This window comes from Nocardia aegles, from assembly GCF_052545135.1.
Genome location: NZ_JBQWRI010000002.1, coordinates 212,277 through 230,455, shown reverse-complemented (window position 1 = coordinate 230,455; position 18,179 = coordinate 212,277). Strand labels below are relative to the sequence as shown.

The window sequence follows — 18,179 nt, the reverse complement described above, 5'->3', positions numbered from 1 at the left end:
CTGTATCGGTCTCGGCGTCGAGCGTCGGTCATGTGCCGCAGCACGCGCGTAGCGGGATGCCGAAGTCGCTCAGAGGTCTTCGGCGGCCCGCTGGCTCCAGCGGCGCCGCGCGGGTTCGCGCCACCTGGTATGTTTCGCCTCGAACAGCCGCGTCGCCGCCGTACCACTCCAGCGCGGCGGGAGCAGCAGCTGCGGCAACTGCGGGTCGAGGAACGGGAATCGACGCCATTCGTGCACCAGCCGAATCTGAGCCAGCACGATGTCATCGGCGGACCGCGGGTCGAGATTGCCGAATTCGGTGATGAATTGCTCGTAGTGGCATTCGATGTCGGCGAGATCCCACGCGGCGGCGACCATATCCCGCTGGTTGCCCAGTGCGCCGCACTCGGCGATGAAAGACTGTGCCCGGCCGGACAATTCGAGCGCGTCGAGGATGGCCTTCGCATCGGCCTCCGCTGCGGTATGCGGCGAGATCCACACGCCCTGCGACGGAGAGCCGAATCCGGCCCAGGTGAGCTGGGTACGCAACTTGTGCCGCAGGGCCCGCATCGATTCCGGTATGGAGATCAGCACCACCAGCCATCGACCGTCCCAGGACTGCTCGCCAGAGCCGAAGGAATAGATCCGCTGCGCCCCTTCACCCAGTAGTTGACGACCTGAATCGGTCAGCGACCATCGCGTTCGGCGACCTACGCGATCCGAGGACAACCAGCCTTCGGCGGCGGTGCGGGCCAGCGCCTGTCGGGCGGACTTCTCCTCGACACCGGCCATACCCAGTGCCCGCACCAAGGTCGCCGTCCACACCGGTTGACCGAAAGGAAGAACGAACTCACCCAGGATGGTCATCAGCAGCGATCGCGCGCTGCCCTCCCCGACCTCGCGCCGTCGGCTCACCGCAGGCTCTACCCCGGCCCGTTCACCACCGGCACCCGCCGACGTTTCCGCCACGTCCACGCCTCCCTGGCCCAGACAATTACCTGTACGGGAAGAATCTCTCACTTCCTCTTCTACCATCCGCCACCGTGAGCGGATGGATGACACCTCCTCCCGACTCAACCGGCACGTTGCTCGTCACGCAAGGAGAGTTCGGCACAGCCTGCGCGATTGCTGTCGCCCCGGCGTCCCGGCCCGAGCGAGCGGGAACGCCGGGGCATCGTTGGTCTCGCTTACCCTCCTGGAAGTTCGGCCGACATGCCGCCGGCCATCAACTGGGTGAGCTGCTATCGGCTCCGCGTCGGGAGGATCGGCAAGATCAGGCGGCCGAGCTGTCGGGGCCATGCAGCACGCGGTTGGTGGCGATGACGGCGTCCTCGGCGGAGTCCTCGACGATCACGCCGCCGGTGTTGGTGTTGCGGTCGTAGCGTGGAAAGTTGCTGCTGGAGAACAACAGACGGATGCGGTGGCCGGGCAGGAACACATTGGATGTGACGGACAGGTCCAGGGCGACCTCGTAGATCCGCTCCAATCGAGAAGTCGGTTTCAACTCGAAAGCTCATTGTCGAGATCCTTCAAAAGTATGACGGAGCGCAGTGAAATTGTCGCACGTCAAGGTGACACTGTTGGATCACGCATCGGCGCTAAGCGTGCCACCGGATCGGGGCGGTCCGGCGGCACCGTTGCCGCCGGTGCCGCAGGCGCCGGTCTGCAGGGCCGCTGCGGCGGCCGGCGCCAGGGCGCATCGGGTCGGAGTCGAACGAACTGCGGGGCTCACTGAGTTTCCTCTATCTCTGCCGGAATGCCGCACAGGCGGAACGCGGCCGAAGTCACCGAATACTGAGCGGCACCCGTCGCACCACCGGTATGTGGCAAGATTCCACGCCCGGAATTTATCGGTCAACAATTCCGATCATGGTGCCGAAAACGCTTGCGGAATGCGCGCGGCACATTCCTTTGGTATCCCGGAACCGGTGCCGGATACGCTGGACCGGAATCGCCGGACATCGTTCCCGCGATGCCTCGTCCATTGCACTCGGAAAGTGCTCGACAATTGCGCCGTACGACGGTGGTCGGCGGCGGAGAAAGGAACGTCGTGACGGATCTGCACCTGGACCTGCTGGCCACGATCGAGGCCGAGCGCGAGATTCTGCGGACCTACCACCACTTCTACCGACTCGCCGACACCCAGGACTGCGAGCGCTTCGTCGAGTGCTTCACCCCGGACGCGCTCATCGAGTACCGGATCATGCCGGGCCCGGTCGTCCGCTTCCACGGCCGCGACGAGTTCACCGCGCACATGACCCGCGCGCCGCGCTCCCAGCGTGGCCGTGTGGCTCATGTCGCGGGCCAGACCAGCATCGATTGGTCCGGTGCGCGTCCGGTGCTCACCGGGTACGCCACGGTATGGCACTGGCACACCAGCAGCACGGCGCCCGACGACAACCGCCCGGCGGACTGGACGACCATCGGACTGGTCACCGACGAGTTCGACAAGCACGACGGCCGGTGGCTGATCGCGCGGCGCGACGTGCGCCCGGTCGCCGGGCGGGTCGCCGCCGGACGGGTCTGACCACGGTCGTGCCCGGCCCGTCCGGGCACGAGCCGGGCACGACCGACCGAATTCCGGGCTAGGCCGGAGAAATTGTTCCGCGAACCCCCGTGACATTTCTGTTCCGCAGCAGAGTTAAGTCCCGAGCAGATTTTCCGGGCGCTCCTCGCGAACCGGCCCAGAATTCGTCACCCAGGTTTCCGATACGCTGCGGCAGGCTCAGCCCGGCGCGGTATGCCGAAGCTCACCGCGGCGGCCACCACCAGTGCCGCGATGATGGCACACCCACTCGCGGTCAGCGCCGCGGAGTATCCGTGGGAGGCGGCGAAGCCGAAGAAGACAGCGCTTTTACGGCGATCTCGGCGATCAGCGCAGAATTTTTACAGAATCTCTACGGTCCACCGAAGGCTGAACTCGGCCGGCCGGCGTTAGGGTGGCCAATCGTGGTTTCACCGGTCGACGTGGTCAAGCGTCTTGTTCTCGGGCGTCCGTATCGCAGCGATCGGCTTGGTGAGACGTTGCTGCCCAAGCGGCTGGCGCTGCCGATCTTCGCCAGCGACCCGCTGTCTTCTGTGGCGTATGCGACGCAGGAGATCCTGCTCATCCTGACGCTGGGCGGACTCGCCTACATTCACCTGGCGCCGTGGGTCGCCGGCGCGGTGGTCGTCTTGCTCGCCGTGGTGGTCTTGTCCTACCGGCAGGTCGTGCAGGCATACCCCTCTGGCGGAGGCTCGTATGAGGTTGCCGCGAAGAACCTCGGAGCGGTTCCGGGACTGGTGGTGGCCGCCGCGTTGCTGGTCGACTATGTGATGACAGTGGCGGTATCGGTCGCAGCCGGCGTGGACAACATCATTTCCGCGGTTCCCGACCTGAACGCATACCGGGTCGCGATCAACATCGGGTTCATCGCGTTTCTGACCGCGATGAACCTGCGTGGTGTGCGGGAGTCGGGACGAGCGTTCGCCGTGCCGACGTATGCGTTCATCACCGGCATCATGCTGATGATCGCGGTCGGTGCGGCCAAATCGCTGTTCGGCGACGCGCCGGTGGCCGAAAGCGCTCACTATGACATCCGTGCCGAGCACGTCGGCCTGAGCACGGCGGCGTTGGCGTTCCTGGTGTTACGCGCGTTCTCCTCCGGATGCACCGCCTTGACCGGCGCGGAAGCGATTTCCAACGGTGTACCAGCGTTCCGTAAACCCAAAGCGCTCAATGCTGCCCGCACGATGGTGGCAATGGGCATCATCTCCATCACGATGTTCTCCGGCGTGACCGTACTCGCCATGATCTCCAAGACGCGGGTCACGGAGAACACCTGCGATCTGATCGGATTCCCCGGCGACTGCCGGACCGATCCACAGCGTACGGTGATCGCCCAGCTCGCAGCGGCAGTATTCGGCGGCCACAATGTCGCCTTCTACTACGTCATGGTCACCACCGCCTTGATCTTGATCCTTGCGGCCAACACCGCCTACAACGGCTTCCCGCTACTGAATTCGATTCTCGCCCAAGACCGGTACATGCCGCGACAGCTACACACCCGCGGCGACCGGCTGGCCTTCTCCAACGGCATCATCCTGCTCGCCGTCGTCGCGGGCGCACTCATCTACGCCTTCGACGGTTCCGCGACCCGGCTGATCCAGCTGTACATCGTCGGCGTGTTCACCTCGTTCACCTTGTGCCAGGCGGGCATGGTCCGGCACTGGAACCGTGAACTGGCCATGACCACGACGTCCGCCGAGCGCCTCCGCTTCCATCGGGCCAGGGCGATCAACGCGTTCGGCGCCTGCTTCACCGGCATCGTCCTGGTGGTCGTCATGATCACCAAATTCACCCACGGCGCGTACCTGGTGGTGTTCGCGATCCCGGTGCTCGTGATGTCGATGTACCTGATCCACCGCCACTACGCGGCGGTTCGTGCCGAACTGAACATCGATGATGGCGACGAGGAAACGCTGCCCAGCCGAGTACACGCGATCGTGCTGGTGTCGGGCTGGACCAAAGCAACCCGGCGTGCCGTGCAGTTCGCTCGCGCCACCCGCCCGGACACCCTCACCGCGATCACCGTCAATGTCGACGACACCGATACCCGTCTGCTGGTCCAGGATTGGGAGCGGCACAACGTGAACATCACGCTGAAGGTGGTCGAGTCGCCGTATCGGGAGATCACCCGACCGGTCCTCGAGTACACCAAGCGCCTGCGCCGGGCCGGCCCCCGCGATGTCATCAGTGTCTACATTCCGGAGTACGTCGTCGGCCGATGGTGGGAGAACCTGCTGCACAACCAGAGCTCGTTGCGGTTGAAAGCGCGCCTGTTGTTCGAGCCGGGCGTCATGGTCACCAGCGTTCCGTGGCAGCTGCAGTCGTCGAACAGACGCAACCTATCGCGAGTCGAGCACACCCCGGGCGAAATACGCAGAGGAATCACCGCGTCCCAGCCCGCGCCGAAGTAAGTGCGCGCCATGCGGTCGGCTCGGTCGTGGTCCCCTACGGCACCCGCGGCGAGCCGAGGGGACGTCGCCGTCGTCGACGCCGGTCCGGTTCCGCTTCCCTGAACACCAGCACAGCTGAATGTCTTCGGGCGCGACTGACATCGTGGCATCCGGCCTCGGAGCCTCCAAAAACCTGTTGGCGGACCACTGCGACCGCGGTTAGCCTTCCGGGAGCCGTGCCAGAGAACAAGGAGGTGATACCCGTGAACGCAGTATCGACATGGGTGCTCCCCTCCGGGGTCACGGTCGGACGATAGGTCGTCCGGGAGCGCCGTTCACCAGCACTCCCGAAAGACACGATCATGCACTTCACTTCTGAACAGCGCTTCGACGACGGCGTCCTCGAACGCGAATTCACCCTCGGCGAGATCCCCGGCATCCTGTGGACTCCCGCATCCGCATCCGAACCGGCGCCGCTGATCCTGGTCGGCCACCCCGGCGGACTACGCAGGATGTATCCGCGGCTGGTGGCCCGGGCCCGGTCCGCCGCGGCCACGGGCTTCGCCGCGGCCACGATCGAGCTGCACGGCAGCGGTGACCGGCCCCGTTCGGCCGCTGCCGAGCAGGCCCGCGCCGACCTGCGCCGGGCGCTGGAGGCCGGCGAGCCGGTCGCCGACGAGATCGTCGACCGGCTCGTCCTGCCGCTGGTCGAGAAGTCGGTCCCGGAATGGCGGGCCGCCCTGGACGCCCTGCTTTCGTTGCGCGAGATCGGCGGCCCGGTCGGGTACTCGGGAGGGGTGATCGCCATCGGCCTGCGGCTGGCGGTGGTCGAGCCGCGCATCTCGGCCGCTGTTCTGTTCGCCGGGAGCTTCGTGCCCCGCAGCATGGTCGGGGAGGCCCGGCAGGTCACCATTCCGCTGCATGTCCTGCTGCAGTGGGACGACGAAGGAAACGACCGGCAAATGGCCCTGGACCTGTTCGACGCCTTCGGCTCCACGGAGAAGACGCTGCACGCCAATATGGGCGGGCACACCGGCGTCCCAGCGTTCGCGGGGGAAGAGGGCAACCGGTTCTTCGCCCGGCACCTGAAATGACGCCGACCCCCAGGCCGGGCGTCACACGATAGGAGCCGTCGGCCAGGACGCCGCTCATCGAGGACAGGTCCCACACTCCACGACAGCGGTGCCCAGCAGATGCACAACCGCCCCGACCAGTCGGCGCCGGCCATCGGCACCGGCCGGTCGGGGCAACCCTCGGCCATGTCACCACCGACCGGCTCAGGGCTCGGACCCCACCCTGGGACCTACCCAGCTGTCGGGGTTCGTCCGCCACTTCACCGTGCTCCCCGAGCGGCTGCCCGCCACCGTGCAGTAATCGCTTGGCGCCGAGGCATTTTCGCATGCCAAGGTGGTCGCTGCCGGCGCCGACCGGTGGCGAGCCGATGCGGGCCTACCAGTGGTTCCAGTGCGTCAGCCGCTCGGCCGGCAGGCGTTGCGCCGGGCGGAACTCGGTGCCCTTCGTATAGCCGATCGGGAACAGACCGCCTTGGCTGTACTTGTCGAACGGGATGCCCAGCAGTTCGGCGGCCCGCTTCTCGCCGTCACCGAGGAGGTGCAGGCTCGTCCACGCCGATCCGAGCCCACGCGAGCGCAACGCCAGCATGAAACTCCACACTGCGGGCAACAGCGAACCCCAGAAGCCCGCGCTCGATCGCCCTGGCACGTTGTCTACCCGGCCCTCGATGCACGGGATCATCAGCACCGGCACCTCGTGCAGATGGTCATTGAGGTACTTGGCCGACTCGAACACGCGATGCTGCCGATCGTCGCGCTCGTCCCCGAACGCGGATTTCGGAGCGTCGAGGTACGGCGTCGCGTAGGTCCGATAGACGTCGGCCAGCGCCCGCTTCCGTTCCGGGTCTTCGACGAACACCCACTGCCAGCCCTGGGAATTCGAACCGGTCGGTGCCTGCAGCGCCAGCTCGAGACACTCCAGCAGCACCTCCCGCGGCACCGGCCGCTCCAGATCCAGCCGCTTGCGCACCGAACGCGTAGTAGCCAGAACTTCGTCGACGGACAGGTTCAGCGCGTTCCCGACTGCCATGGTTGCTCCTGTTCTCGCCCCGCTGCCGTTCGGCGGGGCTTCGGTTCTCCTACCCGATTCTCGCCACGGTACGGCCCGAGACCACACCGCGCGGTAGGCGGGTGCGCCGACCGAGGTTACGTTCCCGGCCGGATCAACGACGGCCGTCGCCCTGGGCGAACGTGGGCGGAGCGGTGTGCGTGGCGGCGAAAGGAGGAGGCTGCCTCCTCCAGGATGGCAACTGATGGTCAATGGTCAGCGCTGAACACCATCCATAAGAGCCTCGACGACCACTCGGACTTGACACCCGAGCGACAGAGTTTTCGTCCCAATGCTGTCGGGTGGCTTCCGATTGTCGGAGCCCTTGGTGTGACCTCGCGGTCGGACACAATGCGCGCCCGCGACGACACGGCCACGAGCTAGTGGCCGGTCAAGGGGATTTCCAGGTGAACTGTCTGGAATCCGGGGCCGGGCAGCCGTGCGTCGTGGATGATCTTGGCGAAGGTGAGCCAGAAGTCCAGGGCGCCGGGAGTCCTGGCGTCGGTGTGCAGATACAGCCGCTCGAACTCGGGTGCAGCGCGGACGTAGTCGATCGCCGCGTTGACCAACTGTGTGGCCAGACCGCGCCGGTGGTGCTCTGGGCGGACGTATACCCGGAACAGCTGCGCGGTGCTCGGGTCGGGATACTTCTCGGCCAGCCACACCGGGTGCGGTGGATGCCGCGGCCCCTGGGCACGGATCGCGGTGGTGGCGACGATACGGCCTTCGTGTTCGGCGACCCACAGCTGGTTGAGCGGGTGGCGCAGATACGCCGTTTCCGGGTCGATCACGTCGTGGTGATGCTCGGGCAGATACCCGATGCCGAACACCTCATAGAAGGTGTCGAGCATGACGCTGCGGGCGCCGGGAAGATCTTCGGGCCCGGCCATGCGCAGCCGGTAGCCGGTGGCGGCGGGCGCGCTCATCGCTGCGCTCCGAGCTCACGGTCGAGCACTTCGAGACCCTCGACGGCGACCGGTCCCGGGCCGGTGTAGCCGAACGGGACGGCGATGATCCGGTTCGCGCGGATCGCGCGCAGTCCGGCAAGTTCGGGCCGCTCACGCAGGGCGGCGCGCGCTGATTCCGGGGTCTGGGTGCCCTGGGTGAGCAGAATGATCACCTCGGGGTCGCGCTGGATGAGTGTCTCGGTGCTCGCGTCGAAGCTGCGTTTGGCGACGTCGCCGAAGACGTTCGCCAGACCGAGGATCCGCATCTGGGTGGCGACGGTGCTGGTGCTGCCGTAGGCGCTGAGCTTGGCGCCGTCGCGCGAGATGATCAGCGCTGCGGCGGGCCGGGGCGTCGGCTCGCCGCGGTGCCGGTCCGCGACCGCTGCTACCCGCTGCTTCAGGGCCGTGACCTCGGCGTTCGCCGCCGCGGACGTGCCGAACAGCCGGCCGTACAGCTCGATGTCGGCGAAGATGTCGTCGTAGCTTCCCGCGGCATCGCGGCAGTAGCCGCGGGTCACCAGCAGCGGGATGTTCACCCGCGCGAGATCGTCGGGTGTGACCGCGGCGCCCTCGAAGCTCACGACCAGGTCGGGGGAGCGGTTGATGATCTCCTCGCGCGCGAGTTCGCCGGTGGGGGCGGTGACCGCGATGTCCTTCAGCGCGTCGGCGTATTGCCCTGGGAAGGGCGCGGTTTCGAAGGTGCGGGTGATGATGCGGTCGGCAGCGCCGGCGGCCGCGATGAGTGGAGCCGCGACGGAACCGACCGTCATCACGCGCCGGGGCGCGGTGGTGAAGGTGATGTCGCGGCCACAGCTGGAGATCGTCATCGGAAACCCTTCCGACGCTTCGACGGTGGCGGGAGGCGGGCTGCCGCAGCTGGTGAGCAGTGCCGCTGTGAGCAGCGCGACGGGTAACCGTACGAGCCGGGCGGCCTGGGCGGGAGATGGGGACATGACGATCGGTATTCCTCTCTTGCAGAGTTTTTCAGGTGGGTGAGTGCCGGAACCGGCGGATCAGCACCAGCAGCAGCGGCGCACCGACGACCGCGGTGACGATTCCCAGCGGCAGTTCGCGGGGGGCGAAGACCACGCGGGCCGCGACGTCCGCGACAACGAGGAACAGGGCGCCCAGCACCGCGGAAAGCGGGATCAGCCGACGATGCGTCCCGCCACCGCACAGGCGGGCGACGTGCGGCACGATCAGGCCGACGAAGCCGATCGCGCCCGCCACCGCGACGACCGCGCCGATGGCGAGCGCGACGACGCCCAATGCGAGCATCCGCAGCCGGACCGGGGACAGGCCCAGCGCGCGTGCGGTGTCGTCACCCGCGGCGAGCACGTCCAATCGCGCCGCGAGCAGTAGCAGCGAACCGACCGCGGCCGCGGTGACCAGCGCCGTGGTGGCCACCGACGACCAGCCGGCCGAACTGAGCGAACCGAGCAGCCAGAACAACACCGTCCTGGCGCCTTCCTGGTTGTCGGAGGCGAAGATCAGGAAACTGGTGGCCGCGGAGAACAGGTAACCGATGGTGACCCCGCCCAGCAACAGTCGCAGGGAGGTCATCTGCCCGTTGATCCTGGCGATGCCGAACAGCAGGACCGTCGCGGCGAGCGCGCCGGCGAACGCGCTGGCGGCCAGCGCGCTCGCGGTGGCCGCGGTGACGCCGAACAACAGGGACAACGCCGCCCCGGTGGAGGCGCCGGAGGTGACACCGAGGATGTGCGGGTCCGCGAGCACGTTGCGCACCAAGGTTTGCAGCACCGCGCCCGCGACGGCCAGCGCCGCGCCGACCATGGCGCCGAGCAGCACGCGCGGCACGCGCACCAGCCAGACGATGGAATCCTGAGCCGGTGTCCAGTCCGCAACCGCGGGCGCCCCGAGAAGATGATGGCCGACGATACGCGCGACGGTGCCGGGCGGTACCCACACCGGGCCGAGCCCGGTGGCCACGATCAGCACCACGGCCAGTGTGGCGCCGAGCCCGCCGAGCCACAGTACGGTCGTCGCGCGGTGTCGCGCGTGGTCCAGATCGTCCGCGTCCTCGGTGTCGGGCACAGTCGTGATCATCGAACCACCGCCTTCCTGGAATCTGCTACCTCGGCGGGCGGTCCCGCGTCGCGGGGGCCGAACAGCAGTTGGATCGCGCCGAACGCGGCCGACATATGGACGGATACGCCGTAGACGGGTTCGAGGACGCCCGGAGTGAGTACTTCCTCGACCGGTCCCGCGGCGGCGACCCGGCCTCGGTGCAGCAGCACCAGACGGTCGCAGTAGCGGGCGGCCAGATTCAGGTCGTGCAGCACCACCAACGTGGTCGTGGTCGTCAGATCCCGGATGAGACCGAGCAATTCATGCTGGTAGCCGATGTCGAGGTGATTCGTCGGTTCGTCCAGCAGCAGGTGATCGGCCTGCTGCGCCAGCGCCCGTGCGATGAGCACCCGCTGGCGCTCCCCACCGGAGAGCGCCGTGTAGGGGCGATCGGCCAGGTGACGGGCCCCGACACGAGCCAGCGCCGCCGCGGCGGCGATCCGGTCGGCACGCGAGTAGCCGTGCAGCGCACCGGCCCACGGCGCACGACCCAGCAGCACCGTCTCGGCGACGGTGATCGGCGTCTCGGTCGGCGACTCCTGCGCGACGACGGCCAGTCGCGCCGCCAGCGCCCGGCCGCGCAGCGTCTCGACCGGAGTGTCGTCGATGGCCACCACACCCGACCGGGGCCGCAGCGCCCGATAGACCAGGCGCAGCAGCGTGGATTTTCCCGACCCGTTCGGCCCGATCAAGCCCACGGTGCCACCGGGCTCGGCGACCAGCCCGACTCCGTCGAGCACAATCCGGCCATCATAGGAGAAGCCGACGTCGTCCACCGTGATCATCGGATCACCACTTCCGCGGCGCGCCGAGGCGGCGTTGTCCAGTCCGGCGGGGTGGGCCGCCACGTCCGGTGAACGGTGACCGCTGTGGCGAAACCGGCGCAGACTGTCTGGGCGGCGGCGATTCTCGCGGGCAGCGCCGGATCGGTCTCGTCCAGCAGGATGCCGGTGGTGGTGCCGCTGTGCGCGACGACGACCCCCGCAGCGCCGAGATCCCTGGCCGCGCTGATGGTCGCGTCCAGATGCGGCCGTGACCGCAGCACGGTGCTCAATTCCGCGCTGCGGGTGGCCACCGCGCCGATCGCGGTCACGTCGCGGCGGGCGACCGCGCCGGTGAGTTCGGCGAGCAACGCGCTGTATTCGCGTTTGGCGGCCGCGGTGAACGCGGGCTTGCGCCGGTTGAAGGCGACGGTGTCGACGCGGCCGCCTTCGTCTCCGGTGACGATGGTCAGCGGCGGCAGCGCGCCGAGCATCGCCAGCAGCCGCACGTCGCGGTGGTAGAAGGCGACCGCGCCGGGATACATCACTCCGTCGGAGGGTTCGATACACCGTAGTTCGGTCTCGATCTCGGCTGCGCTGATCTCCCGGCCCTCGGCGTCGGCGATGGCGCGGGCGGTGGCGACCAGGTCGGCGGTGGAACTGGCCAGACCCTTGCCCTCCGGCAGGTCGCCGAGCAGGGTGAGCACACCGCCACGCAGCACTGTCGAGCGTGCGAGCAGCGCGCGGGCCAGCGTGGCGGACTTGGTCTTGTGCGCGGGAACCACGGTGACGCCCTGCCGGTGGGCGTCGGGCTCGAAGACCGCGACCGTGCCGCGCGCGATGGGCAGGGTCACCAGGAAGTCGCGATCGTGCTCCGCGGTAATGCCCTGCAGCAGTTCCCCGCAACTGCCGAACGCGCTGCCGACGCCGACCCGAGGTGGGGCGGTCACCGCGGCCCCGCACCGGTGCGGCGGGCAACCACGTGCAGCCGATCGCCGTCGAGCCGTTCGGACAGCACGCCGTCGGCGGGCCAGGCCGGCGTGGTCAAGGGGCCCGGCGCGTCGAACAGCGCGAGCACCTCGAAACCCGCACCCGTCAGCAGGTGGCGCAGCTCCTGCGGAAACAGCAATCGCCAGGCGGTGCGCTGGGCGACCGGCTCGGGACATCCCGGCCACGTCCAGACCCGTTGCCTGCGCAGCAATTGCGCGGGCAAATCCACGGTGAGCGACGTGCGGGAGGTGTAGGTGATGCCTTCCCAGTCGACCTGCCGGACCAGTTCCTCGTCGAGTAGTTCTCGTCGTCCGCGATCGGTGAGCAGGAAGGCGCCGTTGCGCATCTCGAGGATCAGAAGACCGCCGGTGCGCAGGCACGCCGCGAAACGGTCGAGTGCCGCGACCAATTCGGCGGTGTCGTGCAGGTGCAGCAGCGTGCTGCCCAGACAGGTGAGCACGTCCACCGGTGCGTCGGTCCGCAGGATGCGGGCGTCGCCGACATCGAATTCCACTGCCGGGTAGCGGGTTCGGGCGTATTCGACCATCCGTGGTGAGATGTCGACACCGCGCACCCGGTATCCGAGCTCGGTGAGGCGGGCCGCGTCGCGGCCGGTGCCGGACCCGACGTCGAGCAGGTCGACCAGCGTGCCGGTACCGAAACGGGCCACCAGGTCGGCGACGAAGCGCACGTTGCGTTCGCCGCTGTCGGGAAAGGTGCGTTCGTAGAGTGCGGGATTGTCGGTCAGCAGATTCTCGCTGAGCAGGACCGGGCCCTGATCGTGAGCAGTCATCGGGCGGAATCGCCTTTCGCCGTGCGACTTGGCGTCGCGTTGATCGGTCGGGGTCGCGATGGGGTGGCCTCGGGCAGGCAGCCGCGTCTGCGCAACAGCAGCACAGCGACGGCGGACAATGCTCCGATGCCTGTGCAGAGCAGGGCAGGCGGCCAGGTCAGCGGTCCGCCCGCGTGGTCGACGGCTGCGCCGACGACGGTGGTGGCCACCACGGTGAACACGCCGGAGGCCAGATAGAACGCGCCGAAGTACGTACCGGTCAAGTGCGGTCCGCTGAACCGGGGGATCGCCTCGTTCACGAACGGCTGCACGGCCATCACACCGAGCGCGAGCACCACCGCGGCCGCCATGACCGGCGCGACTCGCGCCGCGACGGCGAGCGGACCGCTGCCGACGGCCGACGGGACGACCCCCGCGGCGGGCGGAATGAGGAACGACCCGCCCAGCAGGGACATCCCCAGCGCCATCGCCGAACCACGATCGGTGCGCCGGGAGAGCGTCCTGGTGATCGGAACCTGTAGTGCCACCACCACTATCGTCTCGATGACGAACAGCGCCGCCACCGCGGCGGGGCCCGCGGACGGGCCGGCGAGGTCCTGCACCTGCAGGGTGAACAGGAAATAGATTTGGCTCTGCAACGCGAACATGCCCATCAGCGCCGATGCGAAAGCCCAGAACCGGTGATCGGCGAACACCCGCGCGAAATCCGCGCGCAGTCCGGTGTCGCGGGGCGGCCTTGGCCGGGCGGGCAGCAGGATCAGCTGAGCGATGGTCAATCCGGCGAAGACGGCGGCCGCGGCGGCCGCAGTCAACCGGAATCCGGCCCCGGCCAGCAGCGTCCCGACAACCGGACCCAAGGCCGAACCGGTATTGCCGAAGATGTTGAACAGGGCGAACGCCTCGGCCGCCCGGTCGCCGCTGTCACGGGCGATGTAGGCGCGTACCGCCGGGTTGAACAGCGCACCCGCGAATCCCGTGAGCACCGACGCGAGCAGCACCACCGGCAGGGAGCCGCCGACGGCGAACAGCGCGAACCCCGCCGCCCGGATGCTCGCGCCGACGATGATCACCCCGCGCGCGCCGAGGCGATCCGAAGCCGAGCCCCCGACCAGGAACAACCCTTGCTGACTGAGATTGCGCACACCGAGCACGACGCCGACCACCGCCGCCGACAACGCCAGATCGGTGCGCAGATATTCGGCCAGGAACGGCACCAGCATGAAGAAACCGATGTTGCCGACCAGCTGGTTCGCCAGCAGCAGGCGCACCGACAGCGGAAATGTGCCGAACAGCCCCAGTCCGGTCATGCGGCCGCTCGCTCGCGCCGCACCCCGAGTCCGGGCCCGGCCGGCCGGCGCAGCGTGCCGTCCGCACCGCCCAAACCCGTCCACGGGTCGTCCGCCAGCAACAGATGACCGTCCAGATCTACCCAGCGCGCGGCCCCGACCAGGTGGGCGGCGGGGGCGATGCCCAGCGAGCTGCAGGCCTGGCAGCCGAGCAGCACCGGCAGTCCACGTGCCCTCGCCCAGTCGAGCATGGTGCGCGCCGCGTCGAGTCCGCCGCATTCGGCGAGCTTGATGTTGATGCCGCCGATGCCGTCGGGCAGCCGGTCCAGATCGGCGATGGATCCCGCGTCCTCGTCGGCGAGCACCGGCATCGGCACCTGACTCGCGACGGCGGCGAGCCGATCGGGATCTCCGGCGGCCACCGGCTGTTCGACGGCGGCGATGCGCTGGTCGGCGAGGGCGCCGAGTACCGCGACGGCGGTGCGGACATCCCAGGCGCCGTTGGGGTCCAGCAGCAGTTCCGCGGTCGGCGCCGCCGCGCGAATCGCCCGGACGCGTGCGATGTCCTCGGCGGTCTCCGGCGCGCCGGCCTTGATCTTGAGCACGGTGAACCCGGCTCGCGTCATCTGCAGTGCGGTCGACTCGGCGTCCCCGGGGCTCATCAGGCCGATCGTGTACGCGGTCGGCGCCGAATCCCACGGGGGCAGACCGAGATACTCGCCCAACGGCAGCCCCGCGCGGCGGGCGAGCACATCGTGGGCGGCGCTGTCGAGCGCGGCGACCACCGGCAGCGCGAATTCCGAGCGCAGGCCCGGCAGCAGCGTGCGGACCTGCTCGGGATCGGCGCAGCCCGCGATCCGCTCGGCCAGGCCGCGCAGCGCGGTGTCGATCGCGGCGAGGTCGAGGCCGAGTCGAGGGCTGCCGACGACTTCACCGTGTCCGGCGTGCCCGTCGGCGGTCAGCGTGACCCACACCACCACCCGCTCCGTCATCGTCGCGCGTGAGATGCGCAGGGGGCGGGCCATTTTCAGAGTCGAAGCCGTCCACGTCAATCTCACGCGCGGACCTCCTTACCCCACGGGTCCCGGACCACGGCGCACCGAGCCCACCCGTGCGCCTCTTCGGCGTCGGGTGCGGGCAGCTCCACCGGTTCGGTGACGGGTGGCCGCAGCAGGCCGTTGCGTCGGCACCACTCGTCGTCGTAGATGCTGCGCAGATAGCGGTGCGGTCCGTCGGGGAAGACGGTGAGTACGCGAATACCGGGCTCGCGCCGGGTGATCCACCCGGCGACCAGCGCGGTCGCTCCGGTGCTCCAGCCACCGGCGATGCCCACCTCGGCGGCCAGTCTCCGGCAGGAGGCCACGGTTTCGGACGGGCCGACCCAGTGCACCTCGTCGAAGTCGTCGTAGGCGACGTTGCGCGGGAGAATGCTGCTGCCCAGGCCGCGCATGAGTCGAGGTCGGGCCGGCTGACCGAAGATGCGCGAGCCGACCGAGTCGACGCCGATCACCCGCAGGTCCGGCCAGTGTGGGCGCAGCACCCGAGTCAGGCCTGCGCAGTGGCCGCCGGAGCCGATGGCCGCGACGAGCACATCCGCGTGGCCTGCCTGCTCGAGCAGTTCGCCGGCCATGTCCGCGTAACCGGCGGCGTTGTCCGGGTTGTCGTACTGGTCGGGCCAGTACGCGCTGGGAATGGCGTCGAGCAGCTCGGCGAGCCGGTCGAGCCGGGCGCGCTGCCAGCCGCCCTCCGGGTGCGGGTCACAGACCACTTCCAGTCCGACGCCGAAGGCGGTGAACAGCGCGCGCATCTCCGGCTCGAGTTCGTCGTCGACCACGAGCACGACGGGATGTCCGAGGGCCTTTCCGGCCAGGGCGAGGCCGAGACCCAATGTGCCGCTGGTAGATTCGATGACGGTCGCGCCCGGGGCGAGTTCGCCGCGGATCTGTGCGGCGGCGAGCATGGACACCGCCGCACGCGCCTTCATGCCCGCGATGCTCGCGGCCTCCAACTTGGCCAGGTAGCTGCCCGGTCCGGCCGGGATGGGGACGACCGGGGTGCCGCCAACCAACCCGAGGAGCGCGGGGTGCGGGGCTGGGCTGGTCATCGGGTGCACGAGATTCTCCCGTCCCGGTAGCAGAACAGCGTGCTCGGACCGCCGTCGAGGGAAAAGAAGGGATACGGTTCGGCCGAGACCGCCGTGACGCCCCGGCCCAGGAACCATGGCAGGACGGCGCTGCCGGTCTGGGCGAACAGCACCAAGGGGATAGATCGGGCGTTCGCTTCGGCCAGCAGCGCGTCGAAGGTCCCGTTGCCGAGCGTCATCCCGGTGACCAGCAGCGCGTCGTAGTCCGGCGGCGTATCGGCGACGCCGCGATACACGGGCTCGTCCCATTCGGTTCGCCCGCCGACGAGGTCGCACGGGTAGTAACCGATGCCGCGGGCACGCAGTGCCGCGAGCAGTGAGCCGACTACGCCGACGACCAGTACGCGCCGCACGCCGGAGGGCAGCAGATCTACCACCGACTCGGCGCGCTGCCGGGACTTCTCGACCGAGCTGCCCCCGCTCACCCCGACGAGCTCGGCGGCGGCACCGCCCGCGGCGGGATGCGGCCGCAGATGCATCAGATACGCGTCCAGAGCAGCGATCCGGACGGTGGACTGCGGGTGGGTGAGCAGCTGCGCCACCGTCGCTCCGACACAGTCGTCGAGCACGTCCGCGCGGCCGGAGTTGTCGCCGGGCTCGATCCCGCAGGAGCCGACGGCCGCACCGACGCGAACGCTGAGCACCTCGTTCCGGTAGCCGCCGCGGCGGCCCACGTGGCGGGTCCCGTAGCGGGTGTGGAACGCGGTGGCCACCGCCAAACCGGCCGGGTCTGCGCCGAGACGGGCCTCCCGCGCCCACTCGGTGAGTTCACCGACCGAGCGCGGACGCGGTGTCGGAGCCAGATCCGCGGTGGTCACGACGGCACCTGCGCGACCTCGACGATGAGCTTGTCGACGAGGTCGCGCGCGCGATCACCCGCGACGCCCGGACGTTCGTCGACCACCATGACATGGCCCAGGTAGGTGTTGTTGTCGGTCGCGATCCGGACTCGGGTGCCCGGCTCGGCCGAGGTGTGCTCGACGACGCGCGGGTCGTCGTCCCAGTGTTCGGCGCCCGAGATCGCCGTCAGCACACCCGCGCGATCGGCTACCACGAACGCGATGGCGGCGCTGCCCGTACCGGTCGGGCGGGGCGTCAGATCGGGAACGCCGCCCGCGGCCACCTCGGCGTGGACGGCCGCGAGGTCGATGCCGGTCACCCGGCGTACCAGCTCGGTGATCCGATTGCCCGCCGGACGTGGATTGACTTCGATCAGCCGTGGGCCGTGGACGGTGTATTTGATCTCGGTGTGTGCGACGGTGTCGTCGAGGCCGAGCGCCGCGATCGCGGCAACGGCCACCGCGCTGACCTCCGCCTGTTCGCCGGCGCTCAGCGCGGCCGGGAACATGTGCCCCGCCTCGATGAACGCGGGTGCGCCGGTCAGCCGCTTGTCGGTCACGCCGACCACGGTGGTCCGGCCGCGTACGGTGACCGTCTCGACGCTGAATTCCGGCCCGTCCAGACATTCTTCGAGAAGGATCTGCGGTGCCCGTACCTGCCCGCGCGCGTTCACCGGGAAACCGGCGATGCGCTCGACGGCCGCACGCAACTGCGGCTCATCATCGACGCGCCGGACGTACATGCCGCCGCACAGATCCACCGGTTTGACGACCAGCGGGTATCCCAGTTCCACAGCGGCAAGCTTCAATTCGTCCCAGTCCTCGGCCACGGCGAAGGCCGGGCCGGGCACTCCGGCGGCCCGGCACAGTGCACGGGCCTGGTGCTTCTGGCAGGCCGCGGCAACGGCGTCTTCGCCGGGGCCGGGCAGACCCAGGTCCGCGGCGATCGCCGCGACGGTGGGCAAGTAGTAGTCGCACGAGGACAGCACCCCGTCGAAGGCCAGCATCTCGTGCAACCTGCGCACGTACGGCACGAGTGCCGCCGGGTCGTTGGTTTCGGCGGTGAGGATGTTGGCCGCACCCAGGAGCGGATGGGTGCTCGGCTTCCCGCGCAGATAATGACTCAGATCTCGGGTGAGGAAGCTGAATGTATGCCCTCCGTCGCGTATCCCGGCAGGAAGCAGCGTGCTCATCGAGCCGACCCAGCTCTCCACCATCAGCAGATGTCCCACAAAACCTCCCAGCGCCAAGCGACACGTAATGATAACCATTCCCAGTAACGACGCAAGCGCTA

At 68.8% G+C, this 18,179-nt stretch carries 17 protein-coding genes; 3 read left to right on the top strand and 14 right to left on the bottom strand.

From position 1 onward, the window contains the following. Window positions 1–69 precede the first annotated feature (69 nt). Together ACT89H_RS06375 and ACT89H_RS06370 are read right to left on the bottom strand one after the other, a co-directional pair. A complete protein-coding gene (locus tag ACT89H_RS06375; RefSeq protein WP_445107567.1) occupies window positions 70–948 on the bottom strand; it encodes a PaaX family transcriptional regulator in 879 nt (292 codons plus the stop codon). A gap of 304 nt (window positions 949–1,252) precedes the next feature. Further along, on the bottom strand, window positions 1,253–1,483 hold the full coding sequence (locus ACT89H_RS06370; protein ID WP_445107566.1) for a CocE/NonD family hydrolase C-terminal non-catalytic domain-containing protein: 231 nt from the start codon (window positions 1,481–1,483) through the stop codon (window positions 1,253–1,255). A gap of 546 nt (window positions 1,484–2,029) precedes the next feature. Here ACT89H_RS06370 and ACT89H_RS06365 point away from each other — a divergent pair. The 3 genes from ACT89H_RS06365 to ACT89H_RS06355 all read left to right on the top strand — a co-directional run bounded on the left by ACT89H_RS06365 (window position 2,030) and on the right by ACT89H_RS06355 (window position 6,011). Then, entirely contained in the window at window positions 2,030–2,506 is a 477-nt protein-coding gene (locus ACT89H_RS06365; RefSeq protein ID WP_445107565.1) for a nuclear transport factor 2 family protein, read from the top strand. Window positions 2,507–2,928: 422 nt separating this feature from the next. Beyond that, the gene (locus ACT89H_RS06360) at window positions 2,929–4,938 is read left to right on the top strand and encodes an APC family permease (protein ID WP_445107564.1); all 2,010 of its coding nucleotides are present in this window, start codon (window positions 2,929–2,931) and stop codon (window positions 4,936–4,938) included. Window positions 4,939–5,279: 341 nt separating this feature from the next. After that, the gene (locus ACT89H_RS06355) at window positions 5,280–6,011 is read left to right on the top strand and encodes a dienelactone hydrolase family protein (RefSeq protein WP_445107563.1); all 732 of its coding nucleotides are present in this window, start codon (window positions 5,280–5,282) and stop codon (window positions 6,009–6,011) included. Window positions 6,012–6,366: 355 nt separating this feature from the next. Here the strand turns inward: ACT89H_RS06355 and ACT89H_RS06350 are convergent, their stop codons facing one another. The 12 genes from ACT89H_RS06350 to ACT89H_RS06295 all read right to left on the bottom strand — a co-directional run bounded on the left by ACT89H_RS06350 (window position 6,367) and on the right by ACT89H_RS06295 (window position 18,117). Then, window positions 6,367–7,020, bottom strand: coding sequence for a nitroreductase family protein (locus ACT89H_RS06350; protein WP_445107562.1), 654 nt, complete (start codon window positions 7,018–7,020; stop codon window positions 6,367–6,369). A gap of 398 nt (window positions 7,021–7,418) precedes the next feature. Continuing rightward, window positions 7,419–7,964, bottom strand: coding sequence for a GNAT family N-acetyltransferase (locus tag ACT89H_RS06345; RefSeq protein ID WP_445107561.1), 546 nt, complete (start codon window positions 7,962–7,964; stop codon window positions 7,419–7,421). After that, window positions 7,961–8,938, bottom strand: coding sequence for an ABC transporter substrate-binding protein (locus ACT89H_RS06340; RefSeq protein ID WP_445107560.1), 978 nt, complete (start codon window positions 8,936–8,938; stop codon window positions 7,961–7,963). Before ACT89H_RS06340 ends, ACT89H_RS06345 begins: the two co-directional genes overlap by 4 nt. A gap of 31 nt (window positions 8,939–8,969) precedes the next feature. Beyond that, entirely contained in the window at window positions 8,970–10,052 is a 1,083-nt protein-coding gene (locus ACT89H_RS06335) for a FecCD family ABC transporter permease (RefSeq protein WP_445107559.1), read from the bottom strand. After that, window positions 10,049–10,858 carry an ABC transporter ATP-binding protein gene (locus ACT89H_RS06330; protein ID WP_445107558.1) on the bottom strand — a complete coding sequence of 270 codons (810 nt, stop codon included), beginning with the start codon at window positions 10,856–10,858 and terminating at the stop codon, window positions 10,049–10,051. The genes ACT89H_RS06335 and ACT89H_RS06330 overlap by 4 nt, the downstream gene beginning before the upstream one ends. Then, window positions 10,855–11,784 (bottom strand): GHMP family kinase ATP-binding protein, encoded by a 930-nt coding sequence (locus ACT89H_RS06325; RefSeq protein ID WP_445107557.1) that lies wholly within the window; start codon window positions 11,782–11,784, stop codon window positions 10,855–10,857. Before ACT89H_RS06325 ends, ACT89H_RS06330 begins: the two co-directional genes overlap by 4 nt. Beyond that, window positions 11,781–12,617: a class I SAM-dependent methyltransferase gene (locus tag ACT89H_RS06320; protein ID WP_445107556.1), complete on the bottom strand. Its 837-nt coding sequence runs from the start codon at window positions 12,615–12,617 to the stop codon at window positions 11,781–11,783. Before ACT89H_RS06320 ends, ACT89H_RS06325 begins: the two co-directional genes overlap by 4 nt. Then, a complete protein-coding gene (locus ACT89H_RS06315) occupies window positions 12,614–13,924 on the bottom strand; it encodes an MFS transporter (protein WP_445107555.1) in 1,311 nt (436 codons plus the stop codon). Before ACT89H_RS06315 ends, ACT89H_RS06320 begins: the two co-directional genes overlap by 4 nt. Beyond that, the gene (locus tag ACT89H_RS06310; RefSeq protein ID WP_445107554.1) at window positions 13,921–14,961 is read right to left on the bottom strand and encodes an enolase C-terminal domain-like protein; all 1,041 of its coding nucleotides are present in this window, start codon (window positions 14,959–14,961) and stop codon (window positions 13,921–13,923) included. The genes ACT89H_RS06315 and ACT89H_RS06310 overlap by 4 nt, the downstream gene beginning before the upstream one ends. Then, entirely contained in the window at window positions 14,958–16,007 is a 1,050-nt protein-coding gene (locus ACT89H_RS06305) for a PLP-dependent cysteine synthase family protein (RefSeq protein ID WP_445107553.1), read from the bottom strand. Before ACT89H_RS06305 ends, ACT89H_RS06310 begins: the two co-directional genes overlap by 4 nt. Beyond that, the gene (locus ACT89H_RS06300) at window positions 16,004–16,864 is read right to left on the bottom strand and encodes a hypothetical protein (RefSeq protein WP_445107552.1); all 861 of its coding nucleotides are present in this window, start codon (window positions 16,862–16,864) and stop codon (window positions 16,004–16,006) included. The genes ACT89H_RS06305 and ACT89H_RS06300 overlap by 4 nt, the downstream gene beginning before the upstream one ends. Continuing rightward, entirely contained in the window at window positions 16,861–18,117 is a 1,257-nt protein-coding gene (locus ACT89H_RS06295; protein WP_445107551.1) for an ATP-grasp domain-containing protein, read from the bottom strand. The genes ACT89H_RS06300 and ACT89H_RS06295 overlap by 4 nt, the downstream gene beginning before the upstream one ends. Window positions 18,118–18,179 lie beyond the last annotated feature (62 nt).

What these genes read in the sequence shown, in the direction of transcription:
- ACT89H_RS06355 (WP_445107563.1), top strand. Translation starts at nt 5,280, where the DNA reads ATGCACTTCACTTCTGAACAGCGCTTCGACGACGGCGTCCTCGAACGC.
- ACT89H_RS06350 (WP_445107562.1), bottom strand. Translation starts at nt 7,020, where the DNA reads ATGGCAGTCGGGAACGCGCTGAACCTGTCCGTCGACGAAGTTCTGGCT.
- ACT89H_RS06345 (WP_445107561.1), bottom strand. Translation starts at nt 7,964, where the DNA reads ATGAGCGCGCCCGCCGCCACCGGCTACCGGCTGCGCATGGCCGGGCCC.
- ACT89H_RS06340 (WP_445107560.1), bottom strand. Translation starts at nt 8,938, where the DNA reads ATGTCCCCATCTCCCGCCCAGGCCGCCCGGCTCGTACGGTTACCCGTC.
- ACT89H_RS06335 (WP_445107559.1), bottom strand. Translation starts at nt 10,052, where the DNA reads ATGATCACGACTGTGCCCGACACCGAGGACGCGGACGATCTGGACCAC.
- ACT89H_RS06330 (WP_445107558.1), bottom strand. Translation starts at nt 10,858, where the DNA reads ATGATCACGGTGGACGACGTCGGCTTCTCCTATGATGGCCGGATTGTG.
- ACT89H_RS06320 (WP_445107556.1), bottom strand. Translation starts at nt 12,617, where the DNA reads ATGACTGCTCACGATCAGGGCCCGGTCCTGCTCAGCGAGAATCTGCTG.
- ACT89H_RS06315 (WP_445107555.1), bottom strand. Translation starts at nt 13,924, where the DNA reads ATGACCGGACTGGGGCTGTTCGGCACATTTCCGCTGTCGGTGCGCCTG.
- ACT89H_RS06305 (WP_445107553.1), bottom strand. Translation starts at nt 16,007, where the DNA reads ATGACCAGCCCAGCCCCGCACCCCGCGCTCCTCGGGTTGGTTGGCGGC.